The sequence below is a fragment of the Streptosporangium sp. NPDC006930 genome (genome assembly GCF_040635605.1).
Classification (GTDB): domain Bacteria; phylum Actinomycetota; class Actinomycetes; order Streptosporangiales; family Streptosporangiaceae; genus Streptosporangium.
Genome location: NZ_JBEYID010000004.1, coordinates 319182 through 344421, shown reverse-complemented (window position 1 = coordinate 344421; position 25240 = coordinate 319182). Strand labels below are relative to the sequence as shown.

The following is a 25240-nucleotide window of genomic DNA, read 5'->3' as shown; positions in this document are numbered from 1 at the left end:
CGACCTTCGCCGCGGATGCCCGCGTGCCCGCCCCTGCGGGCCGGTCCTTGGGGGAACGGTCGCCTACGGGAGTGTCTGGGCGAACTCGGTCTCTCCGCTGTACTTCGCGGCGTTCTCACCGTCGATCAGCGCGGTGCCCGCGTCGACCGAGGGCTCGACCTGCTCGCCCTTCTGGACCTTGAGCACCGTCTCGACGGCCGTCGCGCCGAGGGAGATGGGGTCGTTGAGCGCGGTGGCCACGTACCGGTCGCCGTCGGCGATCTGCTTGACCGCTTCCATGAGCCCGTCCACCCCGGCGACCAGCACCTTGTCCTTGCCGTTCTCGGTGAGGACCTGCAGCGCGCCGAGCGCCATGTCGTCGTTGTGGGCGTAGACCGCGGCGACGTCCGGGTGGACCTGGAGCAGGTCCTGCATCGCGGTGACGGCCTTGGCGCGGACGTAGTCGGAGTACGGCCCCTCGATGATCTTGATCTTGGGGTTCGCCTCGACGGCCTCGTGGAAGCCCGCGCTGCGGTCGCGCGCCACGGCTCCACCGGCGTCCCCGCGGATCTCGATGACGGTGCCGCCCTCGGCTCCGAGCTTCTCGCTGAGCCGCTTGCCGACGAGTTCACCCATCGCCTTGTTGTCCCGCCCGACGTGCGCGACCGCGCCCTCGGCCACCGGCCGGTCCACGGTCACCACGGAGACCCCGGCCGCCTTGGCCGCGGCGAGGCTGGGCTGCACACCCTGCGGATCCACCGGGTTGATGAGCAGGATGTCGACCTGCCGGGTGATGAGGTCCTGGATGTCGTTGTTCTGCTTGGTGACGTCCCCGTCCGCGTCGGCGAAGTGGAGCGTGGCGCCGGCCTTCTTCGCGGCGGCCTCGGCCCCCTCGCGCAGTTGCACGTAGAAGGGGGACTGCTGGGTCGCCTGGCTGAAGCCGATGGTGATCGCGCCGTCCGCCTTCTGGTCGGCACCGGCGGTGGATCCACCGGGGGTGGACGACACCGAGCAGGCGGACATCGCCGTGAGGGCGAGGAGGAGCGCGGGCATGGTGAGCAGCCGCAATCTACGCATATGGGACCTCCAGGGTGTGATTTAGATAACGCACGCTAAATCGGACGTTAACCTCACGGCAACACATGAGCCAAAATTTGCTCATATGAGCACGCTACCCCGTCTCCCGGCCACCGGCTCCCGAACGTACCTGCTCTACCTGCGGAAACGTGCCAATCCACGCACGGAGGGAGGCCCGATCCGGGCCTCGCGTTGACGTGGGCCCGACCATGTCTAGGGTGAACACGTGCCCGCCATGCTGAACGCCACCAAGACCCGCACCGCGCTGCGCACCTCGGCGCGCATCTCCCTGGAGATGCTGCTCGTCGTGCTCATGACCGCGGTCAGCCTGTGGATCCTGGGCCAGATGTGGTCCATCCTCTGGCCGCTCGTGATCGCCCTGCTCCTCACCACGCTCACCTGGCCCGTGACCCGCCTGCTGCGCCGGCACGGCTGGCACCCCACCCTCGCCGCCACGACCGTCACCGTGCTCTTCCTCCTGCTCGCCGCCGGCACCGCGGTGCTGATCGCCGTCCCCGTGGCCTCCCAGTCCGGCGAGCTGGCCACCGGCGTGAGCAACGGCATCCAGCAGCTCCGCAGGTGGGCCGCCGGCCCGCCGCTGAACATCGGCGCCGACCAGGTGAGCACCGCGCTCGACACCGCGGCCTCCCGCATCCAGGACAGCGTCGGCAGCATCGTCACCGCCACCCTCAGCGGGGTCGGCACCGTGGTGAACGGCCTGGTCAACACCGTCCTCGCGCTCTTCCTGATGTTCTTCTTCCTCAAGGACGGCCCGCGTTTCCTGCCCTGGCTCACCCGTCAGCTCCCCGGCCGCCTCGCCACGGACGTCCCGGCCGTGGCCACCCGCAGCTGGGACACCCTCGGCTCGTTCGTCCGCTCCCAGGCCTTCGTCGGCCTGCTCGACGCCGTCTTCATCGGCCTGGGCCTGTGGATCGTGGGCGTACCCCTCGTCCTCCCCCTCGCCGTCCTCACCTTCGTCTCGGCGTTCATCCCCATCGTCGGAGCCCTGTTCGCCGGCTTCGTCGCGGTCCTCATCGCGCTGGTGTCCAACGGCCTCACCGACGCGCTGATCGTGCTCGCCATCATCGTCGCGGTGCAGCAGCTTGAGGGGAACGTGTTCCAGCCCATGGTGCAGAGCCGCGGCCTCGGCCTGCACGCCGCGGTGATCCTGCTCGCGGTGACACTGGGTGGCAACCTGGCGGGCATCGTGGGCAGCCTGCTCGCCGTGCCGGTCGCCGCTCTGATCGCCGTGGTGTGGAACTACATCCGCGAACAACTCAGCGACCCACCCCGGGAACCCGACACCGGCGGGCCGGACACGGGCGGGCCCGGCACGGGCGGGCCGGAGACAGAGAAGCCGGACACCGAGAAGCCGGGCACCGGTGCGGCCGTCCCCGCACAGAGCCCCAGCTGACACCGTCGAATACCACGTAACTCACCAAAAGGTGTCGAACTAGGTCAGAACGGGAATTTCCCCTCCAGAGCTACCATTTCTCCGGCGCCATCCACCAGGAGGGCGCCGCGACGACCGAAAGGCCGGACGAGACGCCGCGACCTCGCGCGCCTCGACGCCCTTCATTCCCCCTAACGCCTGAGCCTTCGCGGCTCTATAAATCCATACCTAAATGGACATATAAGGCGAAAGGGGATGAGGATGACCAGTCTGGCGACCGAGAACACACTTATCCGGAACGCCTCGGATGTGGAGACCTTCGCACGACGCTGCTTCCTCGGCTCCCCCGGCGACCGGGTGGGTGTCGAGCTGGAGTTCCTGGTCTTCGACCATACGGATCCCGCCCGCCAGGTCCCGCTGGCGAGGATCACCGACGCCCTGCCCTCGCTCCCCGGAGGGAGCCTGGTGACCTACGAGCCCGGGGGCCAGCTGGAGCTCTCGGGACCGCCCGGCTCGCTGCCGGACGCGATCGCCCTGCTGACCGCCGACGTGAACGCGGTGCGCCGGGCGCTCCGGGACGCCGGCCTGGTGCTGGGCGGGGTGGGTCTCGACCCGCTGCGACCGCCCAGGCGGCAGCTGCGCCTGCCCAGGTACGAGGTGATGGCGCGGTTCCTCGGCACCCCGTACGGGTCGCTGATGATGTGCTCGACGGCGTCGGTCCAGGTCAATCTGGACCTGGGCGACAGACCCGTGGCTCGCTGGGAACGCGCCCACCTGCTGGGGCCCGTCCTCGTGGCGGCCTTCGCCAACTCGCCGCTCAGCGAGGGACGACCGTGCGGATGGATGTCGGGGCGGCAGGCGGTGTGGGAGCGGCTCGACCGCACGCGCACGGCCGCCGTCCCGATGAACGGCGACCCCGGCGCCGCGTGGACGGACTACCTGCTCGACGCCCGTCTCATGGCCGTGCGCGACACCGACGGAGACGGGGAGGACACCGAGTCCTACCGTCCGGTCCTCGACGGCTCGACCTTCCGCGACCGGCTCGCCTCGCCGGAACACCCGCCGACCCTGGCGGACCTGAGCTACCACGCCACGACGCTCTTCCCGCCCGTACGGCCGCGCGGCTGGCTGGAGATCCGCTATCTCGACGCCCAGCACCCGGCGATCTGGCCGGTGTGCGCGGCGGTGACCCACACCCTGGTGACGGACGACCGCGCGGCCGACGCGGCCCTGGCCGCGGCCGGGCCGTGCGCGGGGATGTGGGCGTCGGCGGCGCGCCGCGGCCTGGCCGAGCCCCGGCTGCGCAGAGCCGCCGACGCCTGCTTCCGCGCCGCCCTCGCCGCGCTGCCCCGGCTGGGGGCGGCCCCGGCCCTGGTCTGCGAGGTGGCCGCCTTCGCCGACCGCCACGTGACACCGGGCCGGGCCCCGGCCGCCGACCTGCTCGATCTGGTGACGGGATCGGCGGGACGCCTGCCCGACTGGCTGGCCGAGGAAGGACGAATCCGATGAGCGACTTCAAGGAACGGATCGCCGCCGAGCTGACCGCCGCGCGGAACCGCTCCACGACCTACACCAACGCCGAGGACGACCTGCTGGTCAGACAGCATTCGCCGCTGATGTCACCTCTGGTGTGGGATCTGGCCCACGTGGGCAACTACGAGGAGCTGTGGGTGCTGCGGCAGGTCGGCGGGATCACCCCGCTCCGCCCGGAGATCGACGACCTGTACGACGCGTTCAAGCACCCGCGCGCCGACCGCCCGTCCCTGCCCATCCTCGGGCCGGCCGAAGCGCGCCGCTACATCGAGGGTGTGCGCGGCCGGGTGCTGGACGTCCTGGACACGGTCGACCCCTACGATCCCGACCCGCTGCGCAGGAACGGCTTAGTCTTCGGCCTGGTGATCCAGCACGAGCACCAGCACGACGAGACGATGCTCGCCACCCTGCAGCTGTCGGGGCGGCCTGGACTGGTCCGCGACGGCGACCTGCCTCCCGGAGGAGCGCCCGGCTCCGAGGAGGTGTTCGTCCCCGCGGGTCCTTTCATGATGGGCACCGACACCCAGCCTTGGGCCTACGACAACGAGCGCCCCGCCCACCGGCTCGACCTGCCCGGCTACTGGATCGACAGGCTGCCCGTCGGCAACCGCGCCTACGCGGACTTCGTCGAGGACGGCGGCTACGACGCCCCCCGCTGGTGGTCCCCCGACGGCCTGCGCTGGCTGCGGCGCAACCACGCCTCCGCCCCGCTGTTCTGGACCAGGGACGGCGACACCTGGTGGCGTAGCCGTTTCGGCAGGACCGAGCCCGTACCCATGGACGAGCCCGTGCAGCACGTGTGCTGGTACGAGGCCGACGCCTACGCCCGGTGGGCGGGAAAGCGGCTGCCCACCGAGGCCGAGTGGGAGAAGGCCTGCGGCTGGGACGCCGCGGCCGGGCGGGCCCGGACGTATCCGTGGGGCGACGACGACCCGGGACCCGGCGTGGCGAACCTCGGGCACAGGGCGGCACGGCCGGCCCCGCTCGGCTCCTTCCCGCTGGGAGCGAGTCCCTGCGGCGCCGAACAGATGATCGGGGATGTGTGGGAGTGGACCGGTTCGTGGTTCCTGCCCCACCCAGGTTTCCGTAGTTTCCCCTACCGCGAGTACAGCGAGGTGTTCTTCGGCGCCCGCTACCGGGTGCTGCGCGGCGGGTCCTGGGCCTCCGACCCGGCCGTGGTCCGCACCACGTTCAGGAACTGGGACCGCCCGGCCCGCAGGCAGATCTTCGCCGGCTTCCGGTGCGCCCGCTCGGCCTCCCCTGAGCACTCCCCCCGGCGTTCCCCCGGCCACTCCGTCAAGCGCTCCGCGCCGCGTTCCCCCGGTGACTTTCCGGGAGGTTCGCCCGGAAGTCCGCCGGGACGCCACCGGGAGCGCCCGGCGGAGCGCCTTACCGAGCGTTTTACCGGGCGTCCTACGGAGCGCGGCTAGATGTGCCGCCACGCCTCCTGGCTGGGTGCTCCACGCACCCTCGCCTCGCTGATCCACGACCCGGTCCACGGCCTGCTCCGGCAGTCCTACGCCCCGCACCTGCAGCGCCACGGCAGGCTCAACGCCGACGGCTTCGGCATGGGCTGGTACGACGCCTTCGCGGAGCCGGTCCGCTACCGCCGGACGATCCCCGCCTGGGCCGACGCCAACCTGGCGGGCCTCGCTCGAACGGCCCGCTCCGGCTGCCTGCTGGCCTGCGTACGGTCGGCCAGCGCCGGAATGCCGATCGAGGAGAGCGCGACCGCGCCCTTCGCCGACGGGCCGTGGCTGCTCAGCCACAACGGCCGCGTCTCGCGAGAGGTGGTGAGGGAGCTCGCCGACGACGCGGAGAGTTCCTGCGACTCCGCGTGGCTCGCCGCCGCCGTGTTCGCCAGGCGGCGGATGGGCGACCCGCTCGGCGAGGCCCTGGCGGAGGTCGTCACCCGCGCCGGACTGAAGGATTCGCGCGCCCGTCTGAACCTGCTCGCCTGCGACGGCGCGTCGATCGCCGCGACCGCCTGGGGCGACACGCTCTTCCTCCGCCTCGACGGCCACCCGCGCGACGGCGTGCTCGTCGCGAGCGAGCCGCTGGACGACCGGCCCGGCTGGCAGGCCGTGCCGGATCACACCCTGGTCCTCGCCTCACCCGACGGGGTGAGCGTCCAGCCGCTGTGACCGGGCGGGGCGAGACCACGAGAAAGCACAGCACCCGGCCACGGACCGGCGAGCGGGATCGTGGCCCCCACATCCAGGAGGCCCAGTGACCGTCAGCGAGCCAACCATCCGCCTGGTCAACCATCTCGGCCGCGACCATCTCCGGCAGGCACTCGAACACGACGTCCGCGCCGGGCTGACGTCGACGCCGAAGTGGCTGCCGCCCAAGTGGTTCTACGACGAGGCGGGCAGCGAGCTGTTCTCCCGCATCACCCGGCTGCCCGAGTACTATCCCACCCGTCGCGAGCTGGCGATCCTGCGCAGGGAGGCCCTCGACATCGCCGTGCGCGGCGGCGCGGACACCCTGGTCGAGCTCGGTTCGGGGACGAGCGAGAAGACGGTCCTGCTGCTGGACGCCCTCTCCGCGGCCGGGACGCTGCGCGCCTACACGCCGGTGGACGTCGACGCGGCCACCCTGAGCGAGGCCGCGCACCGGCTCGCCTCCCGCTACCGTGGCCTCACCGTGCACGCGATCTGCGCCGACTTCGAGGCGCACCTCGCCCTGCTGCCCCGTACGGGACGGCGGATGGTGGCCTTCCTCGGCGGGACCATCGGCAACCTGGCCCCGGCGGCGCGCGAGGTGTTTTTGAAGGAACTGCGCGCCACGCTCCGTCCCGGCGACACCTTCCTGCTCGGCGCGGACCTGGTCAAGGACGCCGACCGGCTGGTCGCGGCGTACGACGACGTGAGCGGGGTGACCGCCGCCTTCAACCGGAACGTCCTGCGCGTGATCGACAGGGAACTGGACGCCGACTTCGAGCCGGACGCCTTCGAGCACGTCGCGCTGTACGACGCGCGGCACGAGTGGGTCGAGATGCGGCTGCGCGCGAGCCGCGCCATGCGCGTGCGGATCGGCGACCTCGGCCTGCGGATCTCCTTCGCGGCCGGAGAGGAGATCCGGACCGAGATCAGCGCCAAGTTCCGCACCGAGGGCCTGCGCAGGGAACTCATGGCGGCCGGTTTCGGGATGATCCGCCAGTACATCGACCCCACCGGCGACTTCGTCCTCCTCCTCGCCCACCCGTGACCCGCGCTCCCCTTGGTGCTCGACACCGTATTCCGGGCACCGCCGGTGAGCTCGGCGGAGGTGTGGAACCGCTCACAGCCACCCCGGCGCCCGGCGCCGGCTCTCGCCGGGCGCCGGGCCGGGGTGGCAATCAGCGAGTAACCACCTGCTAAACACCGGCCATCGACCACGGCGCCCCGTCGATCGTTGAGGGCGATCCGATCCAGCGAAGCGCCTGGGTTCGAGCCCGGCACGATGGGGTTCGAAAGGGTACGGGTAAGGGTCGGCCATGACCGACAAGCGCAAGCAGGACGACCTCGACGTGGGTGACGAGGTCACGTGGGAGAGCCACGGCTCGTCGACCTCGGGCAGGGTCGAGAAGAAGATCACGGAGCGGACCGAGGAAGCGGGCCGTACCGTGGACACCTCGGCCGACGATCCGCAGTATCTCGTACGCAGCGACAAGAGCGGCAAGACCGCCGTGCACAAGCCGTCGGCGCTGCGCAGGAAGAATCGCCATGACTGACGACGGCGAGCGGATCGCCGCGGACTTCGACCAGGCGGTCAACATGACGGCCGCGGAACTGGAACGCTGGCTGGACACCGATGAGTCCAAGAGCGCCGGGGACAAGTCGGGCGGCGAGGAGTCGACAGGCCACCGGTCCGGCCGCCAGATCATCGAGATCCTGCGGAAGCGGAAGGACGACCTGGGAGAGGACGACTACGCCCACATGCGCAAGGTGATCGGCTATGTCCGCCGCCATCTGACGCAGCGGCCGTCCCGGGACGTGAAGGAGACCCGCTGGCGATACTCCCTCATGAACTGGGGGCACGACCCGCTCAAGTGAACGCGGCCCGCGCCGCCGGTCACGCGCGGACAGGCCGTCCGGACCTCGTCCCCGGCGGGCCTGAACCGGCCGAGGGACGTCGCGGTGTTCTCCGCTTCGCGGAGGGCGACCACCGCATCTAAAACTGACGTGAACCGCGCCGGGTTTCGTGGAGACTCTGGTGTGTCCCGAGTCCGGTGGAGTCGCGTTTCTGGATTGTCATGCCACGATGGTCGTGTTTTCGAACTCTATCGGGGTCAACATGCCAAGGCTGCTGTGACGCCGGCCAGCCCGGCCCGGCGCATCAGGAGTTCCACTGCGCCGTGACTGACCGGCACGCCGTGGCCCAGCCGCAGCTCGGCGTGTACACGGCGGGCACCGTAGGTGCTGCGGGAGTCGGTATGCACCTGAGTGATCAAATCGGTCAGCCAGGCGTGCCGGATCGCACGCTGGGAGGGGGGCCGGTTGCGCCAGGCGTAGCAGCCCGAGACCGACACCCGAAGGACCCTGCAGGCGACCTCGACCGCGATGGCTTCATCGACCGTCACCGCGACGGCTTCGAACCGCCTTTTGGGGGCACCACCTCTCGCACCAGCTCGATCGCACGGCGGGTGGCCCGCAGTTCGGTCTCCAGCTCGGCGATGCGCTGCTTGGCCGCGACCAGTTCGGCCTTCTCTCTGCTGGTCAGACCGGGTTCCAAGCCGCGGTCGATGCGGTCTTGTCGACGCCAGGAATAGATCGTCTGGCTGCTGATGTCCAGGTCACGGGCCACATCGGTGACCGTGCGGCCCGCCTCAACGAGATCCAGTACCTTGCGTCGGAACTGCGATGGGTAGCCATGCCGTCCCATGCCATTCTCCTCTCAACGAGTGGCACAAGAATCCAAGAACCCGCCTCCACAAGACCAGGGGCACACCAGGAGCAACGGCCGGGATGTCTGGGCAGAGGAGCCACGCAAGCCTGCGGGGAGCGCCAGTTCTGGGTGACCAACTGGGGGGCAACGCCCCCGGACGGGAGCGTTTCCGATGGCCGCTGCGTCGCGGTGAGGGCCGGGACACGGCCCCGCCCGCGTCGCACCCGGCGCGGATCGGAGCACGGCCCCCTTACACCGCGCGCCGGAGCACGGAACCCGGCCCTCGTGCGCGGTGTGCGTCAGGGCAGGGGTTCCGGCTCCGGGGCGGCGAGCCGCCGGAAGAGCGGGCTCGGCTCGGGAAGGCCACTCTCCCCGGCCGTGCACTGCGCGGCGATCCGGGCGGCCGTACCTGGCAGGAACGGCGCCAGCTGATCGGCCAACGTCTCGCACGCCCGGACGAGCGCGGCGAGGACGGCGTCGAGCCGGGCCGCGGCGCCGGGGTCGCCGTCGCGTTCGGCACGGGCCAGCTCCCAGGGCCTGGTGAGGTCGACGTAGCGGTTGGCCTCGTCGACGATGGCCCAGACCGGCGCGGTGGCCCGGCGGAACGCGAAGTCGTCCAGGGCCGAGCGGACGAGACCGGGCGCCTGGCGGCAGACCGTCTCAAGGGCCTCCCCTCCCGGCGCGCCGATCCCACCGTCTCCCCCGGGCCCGGCGAGGGGAACGTGCCCGTCGCGGTAGCGATGGACCATGGCGACGACCCGGTTGACGAGGTTGCCCAGCCCGTTGGCGAGTTCGTCGTTGGCGCGGGCGACGAGCCGGTCGACCGTGAAGTCGGCGTCCCCGACGCGCGGCACCTCGCGCAACAGCCACCAGCGGACGGCGTCGGTGCCGTACTCCCCGGCCAGGGCGATCGGATCGGCCGTGCCCCCACCGGATTTGCTGATCTTGCGGCCACCGGCGGTGAGGTAGTCGTGTACCACCACGTCCGTGGGCGGCGGCTGCCCGGCCGACAGCAGCATCGCCGGCCAGTAGACGGCGTGGAAGCGCAACACCCCCTTGCCGACCAGGTGGATCCGGCGGTCGGCGCCGACCCACCAGCGGCCGTGGTTCTCACCGCCGGTGCCGTAGTCCAGGGCCGTGATGTAGTTGCCGAGCGCGTCCCACCACACGTAGACGACCTGGCCGGGGTCCCCGGGAACCGGGATTCCCCACCCCCGGGCACGGGCGGTCGACCGGGAGACCGAGAGGTCCTCCAGACCTCCGGCGATGAAGCCGAGGACCTCGTTGCGACGCTCCGCGGGCTCGATCCTCAGGCGTCCGCCGGCGACGAGGTCGTGGAGCCGGTCCGCGTAGCGCGAGAGGCGGAAGAACCAGTTCTCCTCGGCCACCCGCTGGGGCTCGACACCGTGTTCCGGGCATCGTCCGCCGGTGAGCTCGGCGGGGGTGTAGAACTGCTCGCAGCCGACGCAGTAAAGACCCTCGTAGTGCTTGCGGTAGAGGTCACCGGCATCGGCGCAGGCCCGCCAGAGCCTCTCCACGCCACTGCGGTGGCGGGGGTCGCGGCTGGTACGGATGACGTCGTCGACCGCGAGTGCCAGCGGCTCGCGCAGCGCGACGAACGCCTCGGCGTTACGGTCGACGAACTCCTGGACGGGAACACCGGCCGCCTCGGCGGCCAGCACGTTCTTCAACGAGTTGTCGTCGGTGCCGGTCTGGAACCGCACCTGCTCGCCCTGTGCCCTGCGGAACCGGGCGAGCACGTCGGCCTGCACGAGCTCCAGCGCGAACCCCAGGTGGGGGCGGGCGTTGACGTAGGGAATGGTGGTGGTGACGTAGATGTGCGGCGTGGTCATCGGAACCTCCGGGAAAACGGGGGCTCCGGCCGGTGAAACGTGCCGAGGCCCCGTGACAGGGCCTCGGAAACGAACGTCCGTGCGGCGTCAGCGGCCCCGTGAGCGGGGCATCATCACCTGGCGTCCGAACGTGTTCATGCGGTCAGGCTAACACCCGCCCCTCGGCACGAGCCGCCGGTTTTACGGCGAACGCCCTCAGCGCCACGAGGGATCAGGTGCCCTCGCGACGAGCCGCTGGGAAACCATGACACCCCGCGCGGGTCGCCTCATGGCCTCGGCGATACCTCTGGTAAACGATCCGGACCATGCATTGACCGCTTGCTTCACTCTGAGTGATAGTTTCATTACTCATTGTAGACAATCGAGATCATCGAGAGGATCGTCGTGAAGCGAATCGCCCTCGTCCCCGTCATCTCCGCTGCCTTGGTCGTGGTCATGGGCAGTGCCGCCTACGCCTCGCAGTACGTGGCCTACGAAGGGCCGGGCTTCACCGGCCGGTCGGTGGTCATCGACCGGTGCGGCCCGTCCAACATCCCCTTCCACGGGTCGTACAGGTGGTACGGCGACGGCCAGAGCGGCCGGATGTACAACCAGCCCGACACCCAGGGGGTGATGCACTTCGAGTTGGCGTCCAACCGCAACGCGGAGCAGAGGACGCCCGTCGGCTGGAAGAGCATCTTCATCGTGTGCTGACGTCCCGAAGACATGGCCGGAAGGCGGAGCCCGTCCGCCTTCCGGCCACGCACCCGCGTCTCCGCCGCCCGCCTCCTCAGACCGAAAGTCGCCGGCTCCGGACGCAGTAGAGCATGACCGGCAGGTCACCCTTGTCGACGACAAGGTGGACGGCGCGGTGTTCGAGGAGGGCTCGGCGGACAGCAGGCCACCGGTTACCTGGCCGACTCCATGATGGCGAGCACCTCCGGCATCATCTCCCGGTAACCGGCGCCTTGCTTGACCCGAGCGCTGAAGTTCTGGGCTTCGTGCGTCGTCGGCAGGACACCCACGAGCAGCATCCGGAGCCCTGCCGGCCCGTACACCTTGAAGAAGGTGCGCCTGTCCTGCTCGGCTCCGGCCCCCGTGGAGAGATCATCACCTACGGGGGCCGGGCGTGCCGGCGATGTCTTCGCCGGAGCGGCCGAGGAGCGAATCCGTGCCGCGTGGTGTGGGGACGGGTCAGATGCGCGCGCCGACGTCGGCGCCGTTGGAGGGGCGTAGGAAGGTGGAGGAGCGGATCGAGCCGTCCGCCGCGCGGGGTCCGGTCATCGTGCCCGGGTCGGTGCCGGTGAAGGTCCAGGTGCCGCCGAGGTTCCAGGAGTTGCCCGAGCCGGAGGAGGACGAGCCGAGCGAAACCTGCGTCGCGTTCGCCACTGACAGGTTCTTGGTGAGGGTGGAGCCGGAACGGGCGAAGTTGAATCCGGTGCCGCCGTTGCGCCACGCGGTGTTGCGGTCGGCGGTCAGTAGTCCGGGATTGCCGTTGTCGATGAAGCCGCCGACCGCGTTGTCGAACGCGATGGAGTTGCGGATCACGTGGTCGGCCCGCGGGTCCGGGTCACCGCCGCCGAGCTTGAAGCCGTTGCCGTCTCCGGTGTAGTCGGGCAGGTTCCACCGGTTGAAGCCGTTGCCCCACGCCACCGACGACTCCACGGTGATCGGTGACGGGAACATCCAGAAGTCCAGGCCGTCGTCGGAGTTGTTCCACAGCCGGGCGCCGCGCACCACGTTGCCGCTGCCCGAGCCTTCCTTGATGGCGAGGCCGTCGGCGCTCTCGCCGTTCTTGCGCGGGTCGCGATTGCCGTAGGCGTCCAGGTTGATGATCTGGTTGTTGCCGGAGGCGCCCTGAAGGTGCAGGCCAGACTCGTAGTTGTCCCGGGTGATCAGACGGTCGAAGACGTTGTTGTTGGTGTCCAGGCCGAAGACGCCGTACGGGCCATGGATGACCTCCAGGCCGATCAGGCGCCACCAGTCCCCCTCGATGTGGATGGCACCTCGCTCGGGGCGGGGAATGGAGGAGCCGACCGCGCCGGGCGTGTAGGGCATGTTCTCACCGTCGAGGATCACTTTTTCGCCGTTGTGGTTGCGCATCGTGATGGGCTGGCTCGGGGTGCCGTTCTTGAGGATCTGGATGTTGGTGCTCGGCGCGTACGTTCCGCCGCGGAGGATGATGGTGTGGCCGGGCTGGGCCAGGTCGACCGCCCGCTGGATGGTCTTCAGCGGTGCGCTGAGCGTGCCCGGAGCGGCGTCGTCGCCGTTGGTCGCCACGTACAGCTCGTTGACCGGTTGCGGTCCGCCTCCGGTCTCGACGTCGAGGTAGTCGATGTTGGGCAGCCCGGCGGAGGTGGTCGGGGTGAGGCGGATGGTGTTGCCGCCCGCGTTGACCGGCACGGTCAGGGTGGTGGTGGTCCAGGCCGTCCAGGCACCGGTGCCTCCGAACGACGGGGTCGCCACCGTGGATCCGTTGACGACCAGACCGGCGGGCCTCGCAGTGGTGGTGCCGTTGGCGAAGCGAATTCCCAGTGTCGCGACACCGGCGGCGGAGGCGTTCACGGTGAACTGGGCGTAGCCGCCGACGGCGTTGTCGCCGTTGCAGAAACCGCTGCCGGAGTAGCCGGTCCAGTTGGAGTCGACGGTGCCGACGCAGACCGCGGGCGAGGTCTCGGCCTCATGGCGGATGGGAGCGGCGTGCGCCGCGTTCCCGGACAGCGCGACGAGTACGCCGGCGAGCAGACCGGCACACGCGAGGAAAGGTGTCAGACGCATCGTTGGTCTCCAGGGGCGTTTCATCGTGGGGCGGCGGCTGGAGCGGGACCGTCACGAGCCGATCTTTCTCGCGCCCCGGCCGGCGGACTCGACCCGAGAGGCGACCGCCCTCGCGTGCTCGGGCGGTCGCCGGTGTGGGTGTTCTGCCAGGTATGGGCGGTTCCACCGCCCTCGCGTGCCTGGGGGTCGATGCGGTCTCGCGGTTGCGGTCGGGGTCGTCTTCGGGGAGCACCGGGTAGGCGGGGTGGGGGGAGCACCCCGCCTACCCGGCACAGGGCAGGAGGTGTGCGTCTGCCCGCCTACCCGGAGGTTCTAGCGGCGGGTGATGTTGGACTCCGAGTACAGGCAATTCGTGCCGTCAGGTCCCTCACCGATCTTGCTGGGCTCGCTGCCCTTCGGCACGCCCTTGTAGCGCTCACAGATGGTGGTGTTGCCGTAGACGGTGATCCGGCTGAAGCGCGCGGTGTCGCCCCAGTTGGAGTTGATCCCGGCCAGCACCTTCGTGGAGCGGGCGGTGATGCCGTCCATCACCACGTGGCGCGTGTAGGAGCTGGAGCAGTTGCCGCAGGCCCGGTACAGCTTGCCGGAGCTGTGCACCTGGAAGTTCCTGATCGTGAGCGTGCCGGCGCCGTTGTGCTGGAAGACCTTGTCGGCGCCGGACTTGGCACCGCCGCCGTCCACCAGGTAGGTGGCCGAGGAGCTGGAGGACTTGAACGTCGCGGCGTCCTCGCCGACGTCGTTCCACCACACGTTGCGAATGGTGCAGGAGCCCTCGCAGTGGATGCCGTCACCGGCCGGGGCGTCGAGGATGACGTTCTGGATCGTGCCGCCGTTGGCCACGACGAACATCGGGTCCTGGCTCTCGCCCTGGCCTCCGTCACCGATGCCGTAGTAGCGCTTCATGCCGCCGTCGAAGAACGTGCCGGCGTTGCGGGTGGTGGTCTGGTGCACGCTGCCGGTGTCCGAGGGCCACGAACCGCTGCCGTCACCGCCGCCGGGGGGCGGGGTCGTCGGGGTGGGAGTCGGGGTGGGGTTCGGAGGGGGCGTGCCACCGGCGGTTCGGAACGTCCACTGCTTGGTGGTCACCGAGTCGCAGGAGTTCTGCTGCAGCAGGGCGCCGGAGGAGGTGGAGTTGTCCTGGACGTTGAGGCACTTGCCGCCGTTGGCGTTGACCACCCGGTAGTTGGACCCGGAGGCGGTGAGCTGCCAGGTCTGTGACGCGGCTCCGGTGCAGGACTCCTGCTGGACCGCCTTGCCGGCGCTGGTGGAGGCGTCCCGCACGCCGAGGCACTTGCCGCTGTGCGCCGCCTTGATCTGGTATCCGCCGCCCGAGGAGGTGAGCGTGAAGACCTGTCCGGCGGCGTTGGTGCAGGCGTTCTGGGCCAGTTGCACGCCGTCGCCGGTGCTCTGCCCCGGTACGGCGGCGCACAGGCCGCTACCGGCGTTGGCGAGCGTGTAGTTGCCGTTGGAGGGGGCCGCCGAGGCCGGGGTGGAGAGCACGGTCACCAGTCCGCTGCCCGTCACGAGGGCGGCGGCCAGCATGACCGCGAGTCTTCGGTCCTTGCGCATCGTCATCTCCAGTTCGGTTGGGGGGGTGCGAGCGCTTGGCGGGGCCGAAGCGCGTCAGGGGGTGATCCCCTTGGCGGCCACACCTGCGGCAGCCCGGACACCCTGATCGTCACCGTCCTCGTCAAGCTCCCTTCGCCGGCGGGCACGCCTGCCGGACACCATGGAGAAGGTCGCCCACCTTCTGCCGGTAAGCGCTTTCCCGCATGCGCTTGGAGTGAAGCACAAGGTGGACGAGGATGAGAAGCCCCAATAGGCGAAAAGCCCCGATGGCTCGTCATCGGGGCAGTTCACAGCGATTTTCCGAGGGCCGCCCACCTCAGGGCAACCCTGAAACTTTCATTTCGGGAGGGGTGGGTCACTCACCGCCGCGCCGCTTGGGCTCTCGCCCTCGAAGGATTCCGGAGACACCGTCACCGGCGGGCCTCGACGGTGACCGTGGTTGCCTCCGGGCCCGCTCGGATCCGGATGCCGACAGGTGACGGGTGACAGGTATTGGCGCGGTGGGCGTCCGGCGTAGGTCTGTTACCGAGGGACGATCGGAAGGGTGATGTAGGAGTCGGGGAAGACGGTCTGGTGCTGGACGACCAGGTCGGCCTCGGTGGAGTCGGCGGAGGTCCGGCCGGTGCCGGGGTTGCGGTCGAAGCGGGGGAAGTTGGAGCTGGAGATCTCGACGCGGATGCGGTGGCCGGTCTTGAAGACCTGGCTGGTCGCGACGAGGTCGACCTCGTGCACCCCGGAGACGACGAAGGTCCGGACGATGCCGTCGGTCACGCTCACGGCCCGGCCGTCGGGGTGGACGTCGACGAGCTTGGCCGTCCAGTCGGTGGAGACCGCCGAGGTCTCCGCGTGCAGGGTGACGGAGAGGGGGCCGGTCACCTCGACATCGGAGGCGAGCGTCTCGGTGGTGAAGCAGAGCACGTCGGGGCGGAGTTCGACGTCGCGCTGGTCCTGGGGGCCGACGTTCGTCACGTCGGGGAGCAGGAGCGGACCACCGGTCGTGGGCACCGGATCGCGGGGGTCGAAGGTGAAGGTGGACGGCGCGGGGTCCGGAGGAGGCTCGACCGACAACAGGCCGCCGGTGTGCAGGTGGTAGCGGGTGCCGACCGCGCGGGACAGCGGCCACTCCTCCTCGTCCCGCCAGACGTTGTCGCCCATGACGAAGATCTTCACGGCCGGGCCGGTGTCCTCGCCGCAAAGGAAGTCCAGCTGCCGCTGCGGCAGCATGACCGCCTGCGCCGAGGCGGAGAACCCGAAGTCCAGGTGTCCGGTGCCCGTCGCGTAGGAACCGTGCGACCAGGGGCCGATGACCAGCGGGCCGCCCAGCCGCCGATGGTTCTCCAGGGTCCCTGCGAGGAACAGGTCGAACCAGCCCGCGACGTGCATCACGGGCACCTCGATCCGGTCGTGCCGCAGGGTCTCGGCCAGCCCCTCCCAGTAGGCGTCGCGGGTCGGGTGCGAGATCCAGTCGCTCCACCACGGTCCGGCGGGGACGTCGCGCAGCGGCAGCGTTCGCACGGCGGCGGCCTGGTCGCCCAGTACGGGCAGGAGCGCGCCGAAGCCCGCCCCCACGTCCTCGCCGGCCTCCATCCCGTGCATCAGCCCGAGCATCTCCTGCAGCAGGCCCCAGTTCAGCGCCGAGCCGAGCGCGAAGGCCCCGCCGTGATACTTCAGCCCGTCGTAGAAGTCATGCGGGGTCATCGAGGCGACCACCGCCCTGAGCCCCGGCGGGCGGGTCGCGGCGGCCTGGAGCGCGCATCCGGCGAGGTAGGACATCCCGAAGGCCACGACCTCGCCGTTCGACCACGGCTGGGAGGTGATCCACCCGACGGTGTCGTAGCCGTCGTCGCCCTCGTCCAGCCACGGACGGAACTCCCCGTCGCTGCTTCCGCGTCCCCGGCAGTGCTGGAGCACCACCGCGAAGCCGGCCTCCAGCGCGGGGATCTTCGGCGCCACCGCGAACGAGTCCGAGCCGTACGGTGTGCGGACGAGCAGGGCGGGGAACGGCCCGTCCGAGGCGGGGCGGTAGACGTCGCCGCGCAGGATCGTGCCGTCGCGCACCGGTATCGGAGTGTCGTGCTCGGCGACGATGGCGAGCGGAGGGCGGTTCAGCTTCGGCATCACGAGTTCCTTGAAAGTGTCCGTCGGGCCTCGGGGGGCGTGCCGGGGAGATGATCCACCGCCGCCACCGTTGATGTACATCATCATGTACGCTGGCGACATGAAGGTGATGACCATGTCCGAATCGCGGGCCAACTACGCCGCCACCCTCGACGCCGTCATCGACGACCAGGAAGAGGTCCTCATCACCCGCCCCGGCGGAGAAGGCGTCGTCATGGTGTCGCAGCGCGAATACGAATCGATGCGCGAGACGCTCTATCTGATGGCCTCTCCCGTCAACCGCAGAAGGCTGTCGGAAGCGGTCGCCCGGCTGGAGGCCGGAGGCGGCACCATCCGCGAGCTGGCGGATGAGGACACCACCTCTTGAAGATCCTTTTCGACGAGCTCGCCTGGCAGGACTACTGCTACTGGCAGCGAGAAGATCGGCGCATCCTCAAAAGGATCAACCAGTTGATCACCGACATAGCCCGGAACGAGAACGAGGGCATCGGCAAACCAGAGCCATTGAAGTACGAATGGTCCGGCTACTGGTCCCGGCGCATCACCTCGGAACACCGGCTCGTCTACCGTGTCAACGACGACACCATCATGATCGCCGCCTGTCGATATCACTACGAGAAGTAGTGTCCGTCCGGCAGACCCCGCATCCTCGACGGCTCGCCATCCGGGCTGGTCAGCGCGATTTTCCAAGGGTTGCCCGCATCAGGGCAACCCTTGAACCCTCATCCGGGAAAGGCGGGTCACTCACCGCCGCGCAGGTCGGCCAGACGCTTGGGCGAGTACTCGATGTCCTCGAAGCGTACGGTGCAGCCGTCGCCGGTGGGACTCTGCGCGAGGAAGCCGACCTCCGGATCACCGTCGAGCGCGAAGTATCTGATGAGGTTCCAGAAACCGGACTCGTCGGCGACGTGGAAGGCGAAGGCGGAGCCGATGCGGGAGATCCGCAGCCGGATGTCCCGGCCGTCCATGGTCACGGAGTTGCAGTCGTCGGACACCCCGCGGGTGACCACCGAGACGATCGTGGGCTTGTTCTGCGGGGAGAGTTCGAGGCAGAACTTGGCCCACCGGTCGTCGTCGGCGTACAGCAGCAGGACGGCCGCGTCGTAGGTGGACAGCAGGTCGAGCCTGACCCGCGCGCTGAGGGTGAAGTCGCCGTCCAGGCGGCCGACGAGGGCGGGGGCGTTGGCGTAGCGGTTCGGCTCTCCAGGGTCGGAGAAGAGGTCGGTGCCCGCCCCCGCGACGATGGAGAGCGCGTCGCCGTCGGCGCTCCAGCCCTCGGGCCGGTTCAGCCAGCGCAGCGGCGCGGGGAAGGCGGGCAGGGAGACGGTTTCGCTCACGGGTGTTCCTCCAGAGGGGTTGCGATCGCGTAGGCGGTCGCGATGAGACGGTCGACGGTGTCGGCGTCGCGGACGGTGCAGACCGGATCGGTCCCGTTCCTGACGCTACGGGCGAAGTCGGCCATGAGGGGGAGATGCGGGTTCGGCGGCGGGGGAAGGAACTCGTCGACGGCGACCCCGCCGACGATCCCGCGCACGGTCCCCGAGTCGAGGGGGTCGAGTTCCAGGTGACCGCCGTCGAAGAACAGGCGCAGCCGGTCGTGGCGGGCACCGGGCCTCCACGCCGCCTCCAGGCCGGCCGTGGTTCCCGACGGCCAGGCCAGTTCCACCCGGGCGAGGCGCTCGGCGCCCAGGTCGAAGGGCCGCCCGGTCCACGCGGCGGTCACGGCCGGTTCCCCCAGCAGCCAGCAGAGCAGGTCCAGACGGTGACTGCCCACGTCGGCGAGTACTCCCCCGCCGGAGAGCGCGGGGTCGGTGCGCCAGAGCCTGGGGTCGTCGGGGCCCGGGTCGAAAGGGCTGGAGAACTCCACGATCGCGCGGTGTACGGCACGCCCGCGCAGGATCTCGCGCACACACCCGAGCGCGGGCGCGAGCCGGCGGTAGTAGGCGACGCCCGCGTGGGCGCCGGCCAGTTCGGGCGCCGCCCCGCCGAGCGGTTTCTCCACCAGGACCGGCAGTCCCGCACGCGCCGCCGCGATCGCGAGCGGCAGATGGGCCGCGACCGGTGTGGCGACGTAGACGACCTCCGCCGCGTCGAGCAGTTCGGTGTAGTCGGACGTGCCGAAGGCGCCGGACCCGCCAGGAGAGAATCCGAACTCCTCACAGATCGCCCGGGCCCGCGTGGCGTCCCTGCCCCACACGCAGGTGACGGTCTCGCCCAGGGAGAGCAGGGCGGGAAGGGCCTTCCTGCGGACGATGTCGCCGTATCCGGCGATCCCCCATCTCAGTCCTGGTCTGGACATATGGCGATCTTCAGGGTTTGCGGGGGCGGAGTCTGGAACGGCGCGGTGCTTCCCGCCGGATGAAGGGTGGGACTCTCTGAGAGGCGGTCGAGGGCGTCCTGAAGCCGCTCCAGCGGGTAGGCGGCGCTGAGGATCGCGTCGAGACGCAGGTCCTTGGTGAACGTGGCGGCCAGCCGCTCGGCCACGCGCATCGCGTCGGCCCTCGCGGTGTCGGTCGGCTCGGCGGAGCTGTGCACCCGCAATCCCTTCTTCTCCCACTTGACCATGTCGAAGGTGACATGGGTGTCGATGTGGTGGGTGCCGAGGAAGACGACCAGACCGTTCTGCCGGACCAGGTCGACGCAGGCGTTGGCGGTGTGCGGGGTGCCGACCGCCTCGATGGCGACGTCGAACTCCGTTCCCAGTTCCTCCGGTACGGCCTGCGGTGACTTCACCAGCGAGGTCCGGTCCGCGCCGAGGAGCACCGAGCGCTCCAGACGCCAGGGATCCAGGTCGGCGACGGCGATCTCGGCCGCGCCGCGCAACCGTGCGACCCGCAGGGCCATCAGCCCGACCGGCCCCTGCCCCACGATGGCCACCCGATCGCCCAGCCGCACCCCCCGGGTCGCGTGCACGGCCAGGGGCAGCAGTTGCAGGATCGCCCCCTGCTCGAAGGGCACGTCGTCGGGAAGGACGCCCACGCTCACCTCCCTCGCCGCCGCGTACTCGGCGAACCCCGAGGTGAGCGGGGTGCGGACGAACACCCGCCGCCCCGGCTCGACGCGGGTCACCCGCTCCCCCACGGCCTCGACGGTGCCGGCGACCTCGTGGCCGAAGCAGCCGGTCGCGCAGTGGTCGCGCAGGCCGAAGTAGTGATAGTAGGCCAGGTCGCTGCGGTTGCAGACGGTGCAGGCTCCCACCCGGACGAGCACGTCGCCCGGCCCGATGGGCGGGACCGGCGCGTCGCCGTCCAGGCGGATGCGGTGTCGGCCGACGAGTTCGATCCGGCGCACGTCACTCCTCGTTGTTTCCGGTCTGCGGATGTCCCGTGATCGCTTCGCCCGCCGGGGGCCGTGGACGTCCCGGGGCTGCATCGCCCGCCAGGGGATTCGGAGGTCCCGTGATCGCGCCGCCGACCAGTTCGCGCCAGAACAGGTCGCCGCCCGGCGTGGCGCCGACGAGTCTGCCCGCCGTACCGGTCAGCGTGGCCAGCCCGGGGGTGGTGCCCAAAAACGCCCACTCGTCATCCCGCGTCCTGACCCGCAGTTCCCCGTCGTGGGTCAGCCCGATCAGCCGTCCCCCCACGTGGGCGAGCGCGGCGAGCCTCGGCCCTTCGCCCGCAAGGGTCCACGGCCGCGACCGCCCCGCGGCGAGCGGACGCTGCCACAGCTCGCCTCCGGCACCGGCGGCGAACATGGTCTGGTCGACGGGGGCGATCCCGACCGCCTCCGGCGGGGCGTCGTACAGCTCCTTCCACGAAGCCCGATCGGTCACCGGTTCGCGGACGACGACGCGCCCTTCGGAGTGCAGGCCGTACAGGAGGACGGGCGAGCCCGGCGTCGCCTCTCTCGGCGCGGTCAGCGCCACCAGACCGGGCGCGGGCTCGATCCGCCGCCATCTCAGGTTCTGGGTGCGGTACGGCCTCACCCAGAGATCACCGTCGGTGAGGACGGCGAAGAGACGGTGCTCGCAGGCGGCGAGCGCGAGCGCGGCGGCCCCGCGCCCCATCGGCTCCCACCAGCCGGGATCACCGGCGAGCCTGGCGAGCACGTTGCGGGTGACGCGGTCGAGCACCGGGTCGTCGAGGGCGTCGCCCCAGCCGATCGTGGCCGCGTTGAAGACGGTGCCCGCCCCTCGGCGCATGATGCCCATGGTGGCGTGGCCGCCCTGGCCCAGGTGCCGCCAGTGGCGCAGGTCGGCGGTGGCCAGGATGGCGAAGTCGGCGGGGGTGCCGTCGGCGCCGGTCGCCAGCGGGACGCCGTCGACCTCGACGTACTCGGCGGCGTCGGTCTCGTAGCCGACCGCACCCCTGCCGAAGGTGTCGCCGTCGCGCAGCCCCGTGCCCTCGAACACCCAGTGCTCGGCGAAGCGCACCGTGTACGACTCGGACTTCATCGCGTCCATGTCCTCCCAGCAGCCCGCGCCGCGCCGGAAGCTCACGCCGGTCAGGCTGTTCTCCGGCCGGCCCACGGGGGAACCCGACCACTCCACGGTGACCAGGCTCGGATCGGTCGCGGCCATCGGGTCGAGCAGGGCGTCGCGGTGGCACACCATGGTGCGGCCTTCGTCCTCCAGCCGGATCTGCCACCAGCACGTGTTGCCAGCGAAGAAGGCGATATTCCCTCCGGAGGCCACGAAGGACTCCGCGGCGTCGCGCATCTCCCGGGTCCAGTACTCGTCGTGCCCGGGGATCACGAGCAGTCGGCGGCCGCGCAGCAGCGTGTCCGGATCCTCGTGCAGGTCCAGGTTGGAGCAGTAGTCGGCCCGGACGCCGTTACGGCTCAGCCACCGGTAGAAGTCGTCCTCCCAGTTGCCCGCGGGTCCGCCGCCCGGCCGGTCGAAGGTGACCCTGCCGGCTCGCTCCGGGCTCTCCGTGGGATACAGGCCCTCTCCTGGAACTCCGGCCCTGTTGTACGCCTGCCAGGTGAGGAAGGGCACCGACACCAGGATCGCCTCGGCGGATCCCGGTTCGCGGGCCCGGACGACGAAGTAGGTCTCGTCGTCCTCGCTCTCGTCGGCCCAGGCCTCGCCGCCTCGGGTCCCGTCGTCCCCCTCGCCGAGGGTGAATCCCACGGCGTAGAGGGAACTGGGCCAGCTCTCGGGGACCCGCAGGGTCCACCAGGGCCCGGAGGCGTCCAGCTCGGCCCTGACCTCGCCGGTCACGGCGTCACGCACCCGGGCACGGCAGCCGACCGCGCCATGCTCGCCGCCTGCCGTCGGATCGCCGGCGGCGATACCGCCGGGCATCGGGCCCTCGGTCGTCGGATCACCGGGCAGGAGACGGAAGCGCAGCGATCCGCCCTGCGGCACCGAGGTGCGCGCCGCGTAGGCGCGAACGGCCAAGGTCATGCCCTGGGGCCTCGCAGGTCGCCGTATCCGCCGGCGACGTTCCAGCTCAGCGGGGCGATGTGGGCGTTGAACGGCACCCCGCCCAGGGTCATCTCCGGACGCGGGTGGGCCAGGTGCAGCAACGGGTCGTCGAACCGGGTGAACCCTCCCGCCAGGCTCAGCCGCGCCACGACGTCGTCGTCCTCGCCGCCCCAGCCCTGGTATCGCTCGTCGAACCCGCCGATCGCGTCGAAGGTCGTCCTTCTCACCCAGAGGCAGGCCCCCGGCGGTTCCTTCAGCACCAGCGCGCGTACGGCGTCGAGCGGCACGTCGGCCTCGCCGCGCTCGCAGCGCCGGCGGACGGCGGCGGCGGAGGACTCGGGATCGAGGCAGAACATGCGGCGGTAGGGCAGGAAGGCCGAGAGTTCGGGCTCGCGTGCCATGCGGTCCAGGTTCCGGCTCAGGAACCGGCGGTCCGCCAGGATGTCGGTGTCCAGCACGCAGATCAGCTCGGGCTCGCCAGGGGTGTCGCGAACCCCGACGTTGACCGCCCAGGACTTGTTGAAGTGCCCGTCGTGTCGCGCGAACACGTAGTGGTCCACCAGTGGTTCGACGGTGTCACGCCAGGTGGGCGCCGAGTCGGACTCGACCACGGTGACGCTCACCCGGGCGTCGCGACCGTCCTGGTCGCGCAGGGCGGCAAGGCAGGCCAGCAGGTTGCGGGTACGGGCACCGCCGACGCGGTCCCTGAAGGGGATGACGACCACCGTCTGTGCCCCCGACGCCCCCGACGCCCCTGGTGCCCCTGGTGCCCCCGGTGCTCCCGACATCCCCGGCGTTCTCGGCGTTCTCGGCCGTGACCAGGCGGAGGCGTCGGCCACCGACACCTCGGCGGCGGAGCGGTCGGTGAGCGCGCCGTTGTGGTAGTCCACCAGCACGCGCGCGTCGGCCGCGACGACCAGTTCCCCGAGGCGCGCACGGTCGGCGGGGGAGCGGTCCAGCAGGGGAAGAAGCGCGTTCACCAGCGCGGTCTCCAGCTCGCGATCCCCGGGAGAGGCGGCGAAGCGGCGCAGGTCCTCCGCCGCGGGCTCTCCGGCCACGAAGTGGGCGAGAGCGGCGGCCACCGCGTTGTAGTGCGGGCCGCTGATCTCCCACCAGTCGGCGGCGACCATGGGAACCGACGGGTCGTTGGCGAGGAAGGCGTAGGCGGCCAGCCTGGACCCGAGTGTCCGCGTGTCCGGAAAGGAACCTGGCATTTGGGGCGACACTATCGGAGTTTCTGTCATGCCGTTTCCCTCCACCTGCACGAACTCCCTCCGACCGCGCGAATGTCGGACCCGACGTACCGTACCGTGTCCGAAAATGCCCCACAAGAGGTCTTGACCCATTTAAGGGCGTCATTTAGGATCCCCATTTGGGAGCGCTCCCATGGCCTGAATGTCACGATCACGACCCTAAATCGACCTACTTCAACACGTATCCGAGCGACGCCTGCCAGCGCGCCGAATTTGGCACAAGGACCGGGTTGACAAAATCCTTCCTGGTCGATTGGGGATGAAATGTCGAACGAGAGTTACAGGTCGGCGAGACCCACCAACGGGGAGGGTCTGGCGGAGGTCGAACTCGACCAGGCACACGCTCCCGACAAGGTCATGGCCCACGAGGATCTACTGAGGAAGTTCGTCAACGGGGAGAGCTTCCGACCCGTCCATATGCGCATCGGCATCATGGGCGCCTGTAATATGCGCTGCAATTTCTGTAACTTCCATTCGCCGAACGAGGAGAACTTCTACGATCTGTTCTCCTTCAAGGACGCAATTCCCACGGACAAGAGCGTCAAGCTCATGCGGGAGTTCGCCGAGTCCGGCGGCCGGGCCGTCACATTCTGCGGCAGCGGCGAATGCACCATTCACAAGGGCTATACGGAGATCTGCGATTCCGGGCACGCGGCCGGGCTGCGCATCGGTCTCATCACCAATGGCTCCCGGCTGCATCGGGACGACATCGCCGACTGCGTGGTGAACACCCACACCTGGGTGCGCATCGGCCTCAACGCCGGCACCGAGGCCACCTTCAACGAGATCACCCGGGACCGCGAGCAGACGTTCAAGTCCTTCCTCGGCTCCGTCCGCAGGTTGCGCGACAACGCCGTCGACCCCGAGTTCCGCATCGGGTTCAACTTCGTGATCACCATGCAGAACTACCGGGAGATCACACAGGCCGCCCTGATAGCGCGCGACTCAGGGGCCCACTACGTACGGTTCGAGCCGGAGTTCTACAGTTCGATGGGCCACGAGACGATCGAGCAGGTCATGGCGGAGGTCTCCGCCTCGCTCGACGAGGTCTCCGCGCTGTCGTCGGAGGAGTTCGAGGTCTCCGTGCCCAAGCTCGACCGGGGACCGATGGACCAGGTGGAGTCCGTCGAGGGCGACTTCGACCACTGCCACTACAGCCGTTTCGTCACGGCCGTCGGCGCGGACGGCCATCTCTACCCCTGCCCCCAGGTCCACCTGAACAGCCGCTACCGCATCGGCAACGTGCTCCAGGACGGCTACCTGAACGTCCTTGAAGGCGGCCCCAGAGCCGAGTGGGAGTCGAGCAACCCGCTCAGGACCGACCTGTGCAAATCCTGTTTCTACCGGCCGCAGAACGAGTTACTCGAATGGCTGCGCAAGGGACGGATCAAACTGGACGACGCGCTGAACACCTACCGCGTCGAGGTTCCGCACACGCTCCACGCCGACTTCGTCTGAGATCCGGGGTTCG

At 70.1% G+C, this 25240-nt stretch carries 24 protein-coding genes; 11 read left to right on the top strand and 13 right to left on the bottom strand.

From position 1 onward, the window contains the following. Nucleotides 1–63: 63 nt before the first annotated feature. On the bottom strand, nt 64–1056 hold the full coding sequence (locus ABZ664_RS10145; RefSeq protein ID WP_362505949.1) for a substrate-binding domain-containing protein: 993 nt from the start codon (nt 1054–1056) through the stop codon (nt 64–66). Between the two features lie 235 nt (nt 1057–1291). Between ABZ664_RS10145 and ABZ664_RS10140 the strand changes: the two genes are divergently transcribed. From ABZ664_RS10140 to ABZ664_RS10110, 7 genes are all read left to right on the top strand, one after another. Further along, on the top strand, nt 1292–2470 hold the full coding sequence (locus ABZ664_RS10140) for an AI-2E family transporter (protein ID WP_362506323.1): 1179 nt from the start codon (nt 1292–1294) through the stop codon (nt 2468–2470). A gap of 240 nt (nt 2471–2710) precedes the next feature. Further along, the gene (locus tag ABZ664_RS10135) at nt 2711–3958 is read left to right on the top strand and encodes a glutamate-cysteine ligase family protein (RefSeq protein WP_362505946.1); all 1248 of its coding nucleotides are present in this window, start codon (nt 2711–2713) and stop codon (nt 3956–3958) included. Next, nucleotides 3955–5412 (top strand): ergothioneine biosynthesis protein EgtB, encoded by a 1458-nt coding sequence (gene egtB / locus ABZ664_RS10130; protein WP_362505943.1) that lies wholly within the window; start codon nt 3955–3957, stop codon nt 5410–5412. Before ABZ664_RS10135 ends, egtB begins: the two co-directional genes overlap by 4 nt. Continuing rightward, nucleotides 5413–6126 (top strand): ergothioneine biosynthesis protein EgtC, encoded by a 714-nt coding sequence (gene egtC, locus ABZ664_RS10125; RefSeq protein ID WP_362505939.1) that lies wholly within the window; start codon nt 5413–5415, stop codon nt 6124–6126. Between the two features lie 85 nt (nt 6127–6211). Beyond that, the gene (gene egtD / locus ABZ664_RS10120) at nt 6212–7192 is read left to right on the top strand and encodes an L-histidine N(alpha)-methyltransferase (protein ID WP_362505936.1); all 981 of its coding nucleotides are present in this window, start codon (nt 6212–6214) and stop codon (nt 7190–7192) included. 268 nt (nt 7193–7460) lie between these two features. After that, nucleotides 7461–7697 (top strand): DUF2945 domain-containing protein, encoded by a 237-nt coding sequence (locus ABZ664_RS10115; RefSeq protein WP_362505933.1) that lies wholly within the window; start codon nt 7461–7463, stop codon nt 7695–7697. After that, nucleotides 7690–8019 (top strand): DUF3140 domain-containing protein, encoded by a 330-nt coding sequence (locus ABZ664_RS10110; protein ID WP_362505930.1) that lies wholly within the window; start codon nt 7690–7692, stop codon nt 8017–8019. Before ABZ664_RS10115 ends, ABZ664_RS10110 begins: the two co-directional genes overlap by 8 nt. Nucleotides 8020–8255: 236 nt before the next feature. Here ABZ664_RS10110 and ABZ664_RS10105 read toward each other — a convergent pair whose 3' ends face one another. From ABZ664_RS10105 to metG, 3 genes are all read right to left on the bottom strand, one after another. Continuing rightward, on the bottom strand, nt 8256–8546 hold the full coding sequence (locus ABZ664_RS10105) for an IS3 family transposase (RefSeq protein ID WP_362505927.1): 291 nt from the start codon (nt 8544–8546) through the stop codon (nt 8256–8258). Beyond that, nucleotides 8543–8848: a transposase gene (locus ABZ664_RS10100; RefSeq protein WP_362505924.1), complete on the bottom strand. Its 306-nt coding sequence runs from the start codon at nt 8846–8848 to the stop codon at nt 8543–8545. The genes ABZ664_RS10105 and ABZ664_RS10100 overlap by 4 nt, the downstream gene beginning before the upstream one ends. A gap of 302 nt (nt 8849–9150) precedes the next feature. Continuing rightward, complete coding sequence (gene metG / locus ABZ664_RS10095) at nt 9151–10704, bottom strand: methionine--tRNA ligase (RefSeq protein ID WP_362505921.1); 1554 nt, start codon at nt 10702–10704, stop codon at nt 9151–9153. Between the two features lie 384 nt (nt 10705–11088). On the opposite strand from metG, the gene ABZ664_RS10090 reads away from it, so the two are divergent. Further along, nucleotides 11089–11397 (top strand): MiAMP1 family antimicrobial peptide, encoded by a 309-nt coding sequence (locus ABZ664_RS10090; RefSeq protein WP_362505918.1) that lies wholly within the window; start codon nt 11089–11091, stop codon nt 11395–11397. Nucleotides 11398–11591: 194 nt separating this feature from the next. On the opposite strand, the gene ABZ664_RS10085 is transcribed toward ABZ664_RS10090, so the two are convergent. The 4 genes from ABZ664_RS10085 to ABZ664_RS10070 all read right to left on the bottom strand — a co-directional run bounded on the left by ABZ664_RS10085 (nt 11592) and on the right by ABZ664_RS10070 (nt 17148). After that, nucleotides 11592–11741 carry a hypothetical protein gene (locus ABZ664_RS10085; RefSeq protein ID WP_362505915.1) on the bottom strand — a complete coding sequence of 50 codons (150 nt, stop codon included), beginning with the start codon at nt 11739–11741 and terminating at the stop codon, nt 11592–11594. Between the two features lie 136 nt (nt 11742–11877). Then, the gene (locus tag ABZ664_RS10080) at nt 11878–13461 is read right to left on the bottom strand and encodes a right-handed parallel beta-helix repeat-containing protein (protein ID WP_362505912.1); all 1584 of its coding nucleotides are present in this window, start codon (nt 13459–13461) and stop codon (nt 11878–11880) included. A 312-nt stretch (nt 13462–13773) separates the two neighbouring features. Further along, complete coding sequence (locus ABZ664_RS10075; protein ID WP_362505909.1) at nt 13774–15030, bottom strand: pectate lyase; 1257 nt, start codon at nt 15028–15030, stop codon at nt 13774–13776. A 522-nt stretch (nt 15031–15552) separates the two neighbouring features. Further along, nucleotides 15553–17148 (bottom strand): CocE/NonD family hydrolase, encoded by a 1596-nt coding sequence (locus ABZ664_RS10070; RefSeq protein WP_362505906.1) that lies wholly within the window; start codon nt 17146–17148, stop codon nt 15553–15555. A gap of 73 nt (nt 17149–17221) precedes the next feature. On the opposite strand from ABZ664_RS10070, the gene ABZ664_RS10065 reads away from it, so the two are divergent. Together ABZ664_RS10065 and ABZ664_RS10060 are read left to right on the top strand one after the other, a co-directional pair. Continuing rightward, a complete protein-coding gene (locus ABZ664_RS10065; RefSeq protein ID WP_362505903.1) occupies nt 17222–17515 on the top strand; it encodes a type II toxin-antitoxin system prevent-host-death family antitoxin in 294 nt (97 codons plus the stop codon). Then, a complete protein-coding gene (locus tag ABZ664_RS10060) occupies nt 17512–17772 on the top strand; it encodes a Txe/YoeB family addiction module toxin (RefSeq protein ID WP_362505900.1) in 261 nt (86 codons plus the stop codon). The genes ABZ664_RS10065 and ABZ664_RS10060 overlap by 4 nt, the downstream gene beginning before the upstream one ends. Before the next feature lie 116 nt (nt 17773–17888). Here the strand turns inward: ABZ664_RS10060 and ABZ664_RS10055 are convergent, their stop codons facing one another. Genes ABZ664_RS10055 through ABZ664_RS10035 form a run of 5 tightly spaced genes read right to left on the bottom strand, consistent with a single transcriptional unit; the run spans nt 17889 to nt 23730 of the window. Next, nucleotides 17889–18485, bottom strand: a complete 597-nt coding sequence (locus ABZ664_RS10055) for a DUF1349 domain-containing protein (RefSeq protein WP_362505897.1) — start codon at nt 18483–18485, stop codon at nt 17889–17891. Next, entirely contained in the window at nt 18482–19447 is a 966-nt protein-coding gene (locus ABZ664_RS10050) for a Gfo/Idh/MocA family oxidoreductase (protein WP_362505894.1), read from the bottom strand. Before ABZ664_RS10050 ends, ABZ664_RS10055 begins: the two co-directional genes overlap by 4 nt. Continuing rightward, on the bottom strand, nt 19429–20439 hold the full coding sequence (locus ABZ664_RS10045) for a zinc-binding dehydrogenase (RefSeq protein ID WP_362505891.1): 1011 nt from the start codon (nt 20437–20439) through the stop codon (nt 19429–19431). Before ABZ664_RS10045 ends, ABZ664_RS10050 begins: the two co-directional genes overlap by 19 nt. 1 nt (nt 20440) lies before the next feature. Next, entirely contained in the window at nt 20441–22495 is a 2055-nt protein-coding gene (locus ABZ664_RS10040; protein ID WP_362505888.1) for a N,N-dimethylformamidase beta subunit family domain-containing protein, read from the bottom strand. Next, nucleotides 22492–23730, bottom strand: a complete 1239-nt coding sequence (locus ABZ664_RS10035; protein ID WP_362505885.1) for a galactosyltransferase-related protein — start codon at nt 23728–23730, stop codon at nt 22492–22494. The genes ABZ664_RS10040 and ABZ664_RS10035 overlap by 4 nt, the downstream gene beginning before the upstream one ends. A gap of 303 nt (nt 23731–24033) precedes the next feature. On the opposite strand from ABZ664_RS10035, the gene ABZ664_RS10030 reads away from it, so the two are divergent. Beyond that, the gene (locus tag ABZ664_RS10030) at nt 24034–25227 is read left to right on the top strand and encodes a radical SAM protein (protein ID WP_362505882.1); all 1194 of its coding nucleotides are present in this window, start codon (nt 24034–24036) and stop codon (nt 25225–25227) included. Nucleotides 25228–25240 lie beyond the last annotated feature (13 nt).

Excerpts from the sequence above, each read along its gene's own strand:
- ABZ664_RS10145 (WP_362505949.1), bottom strand. The coding sequence starts at position 1,056 with ATGCGTAGATTGCGGCTGCTCACCATGCCCGCGCTCCTCCTCGCCCTC.
- ABZ664_RS10140 (WP_362506323.1), top strand. The coding sequence starts at position 1,292 with ATGCTGAACGCCACCAAGACCCGCACCGCGCTGCGCACCTCGGCGCGC.
- ABZ664_RS10135 (WP_362505946.1), top strand. The coding sequence starts at position 2,711 with ATGACCAGTCTGGCGACCGAGAACACACTTATCCGGAACGCCTCGGAT.
- egtB (WP_362505943.1), top strand. The coding sequence starts at position 3,955 with ATGAGCGACTTCAAGGAACGGATCGCCGCCGAGCTGACCGCCGCGCGG.
- egtC (WP_362505939.1), top strand. The coding sequence starts at position 5,413 with ATGTGCCGCCACGCCTCCTGGCTGGGTGCTCCACGCACCCTCGCCTCG.
- ABZ664_RS10115 (WP_362505933.1), top strand. The coding sequence starts at position 7,461 with ATGACCGACAAGCGCAAGCAGGACGACCTCGACGTGGGTGACGAGGTC.
- ABZ664_RS10110 (WP_362505930.1), top strand. The coding sequence starts at position 7,690 with ATGACTGACGACGGCGAGCGGATCGCCGCGGACTTCGACCAGGCGGTC.
- ABZ664_RS10100 (WP_362505924.1), bottom strand. The coding sequence starts at position 8,848 with ATGGGACGGCATGGCTACCCATCGCAGTTCCGACGCAAGGTACTGGAT.
- metG (WP_362505921.1), bottom strand. The coding sequence starts at position 10,704 with ATGACCACGCCGCACATCTACGTCACCACCACCATTCCCTACGTCAAC.
- ABZ664_RS10080 (WP_362505912.1), bottom strand. The coding sequence starts at position 13,461 with ATGCGTCTGACACCTTTCCTCGCGTGTGCCGGTCTGCTCGCCGGCGTA.
- ABZ664_RS10075 (WP_362505909.1), bottom strand. The coding sequence starts at position 15,030 with ATGCGCAAGGACCGAAGACTCGCGGTCATGCTGGCCGCCGCCCTCGTG.
- ABZ664_RS10070 (WP_362505906.1), bottom strand. The coding sequence starts at position 17,148 with ATGCCGAAGCTGAACCGCCCTCCGCTCGCCATCGTCGCCGAGCACGAC.
- ABZ664_RS10065 (WP_362505903.1), top strand. The coding sequence starts at position 17,222 with ATGTACATCATCATGTACGCTGGCGACATGAAGGTGATGACCATGTCC.
- ABZ664_RS10050 (WP_362505894.1), bottom strand. The coding sequence starts at position 19,447 with ATGTCCAGACCAGGACTGAGATGGGGGATCGCCGGATACGGCGACATC.
- ABZ664_RS10040 (WP_362505888.1), bottom strand. The coding sequence starts at position 22,495 with ATGACCTTGGCCGTTCGCGCCTACGCGGCGCGCACCTCGGTGCCGCAG.
- ABZ664_RS10035 (WP_362505885.1), bottom strand. The coding sequence starts at position 23,730 with ATGCCAGGTTCCTTTCCGGACACGCGGACACTCGGGTCCAGGCTGGCC.
- ABZ664_RS10030 (WP_362505882.1), top strand. The coding sequence starts at position 24,034 with ATGTCGAACGAGAGTTACAGGTCGGCGAGACCCACCAACGGGGAGGGT.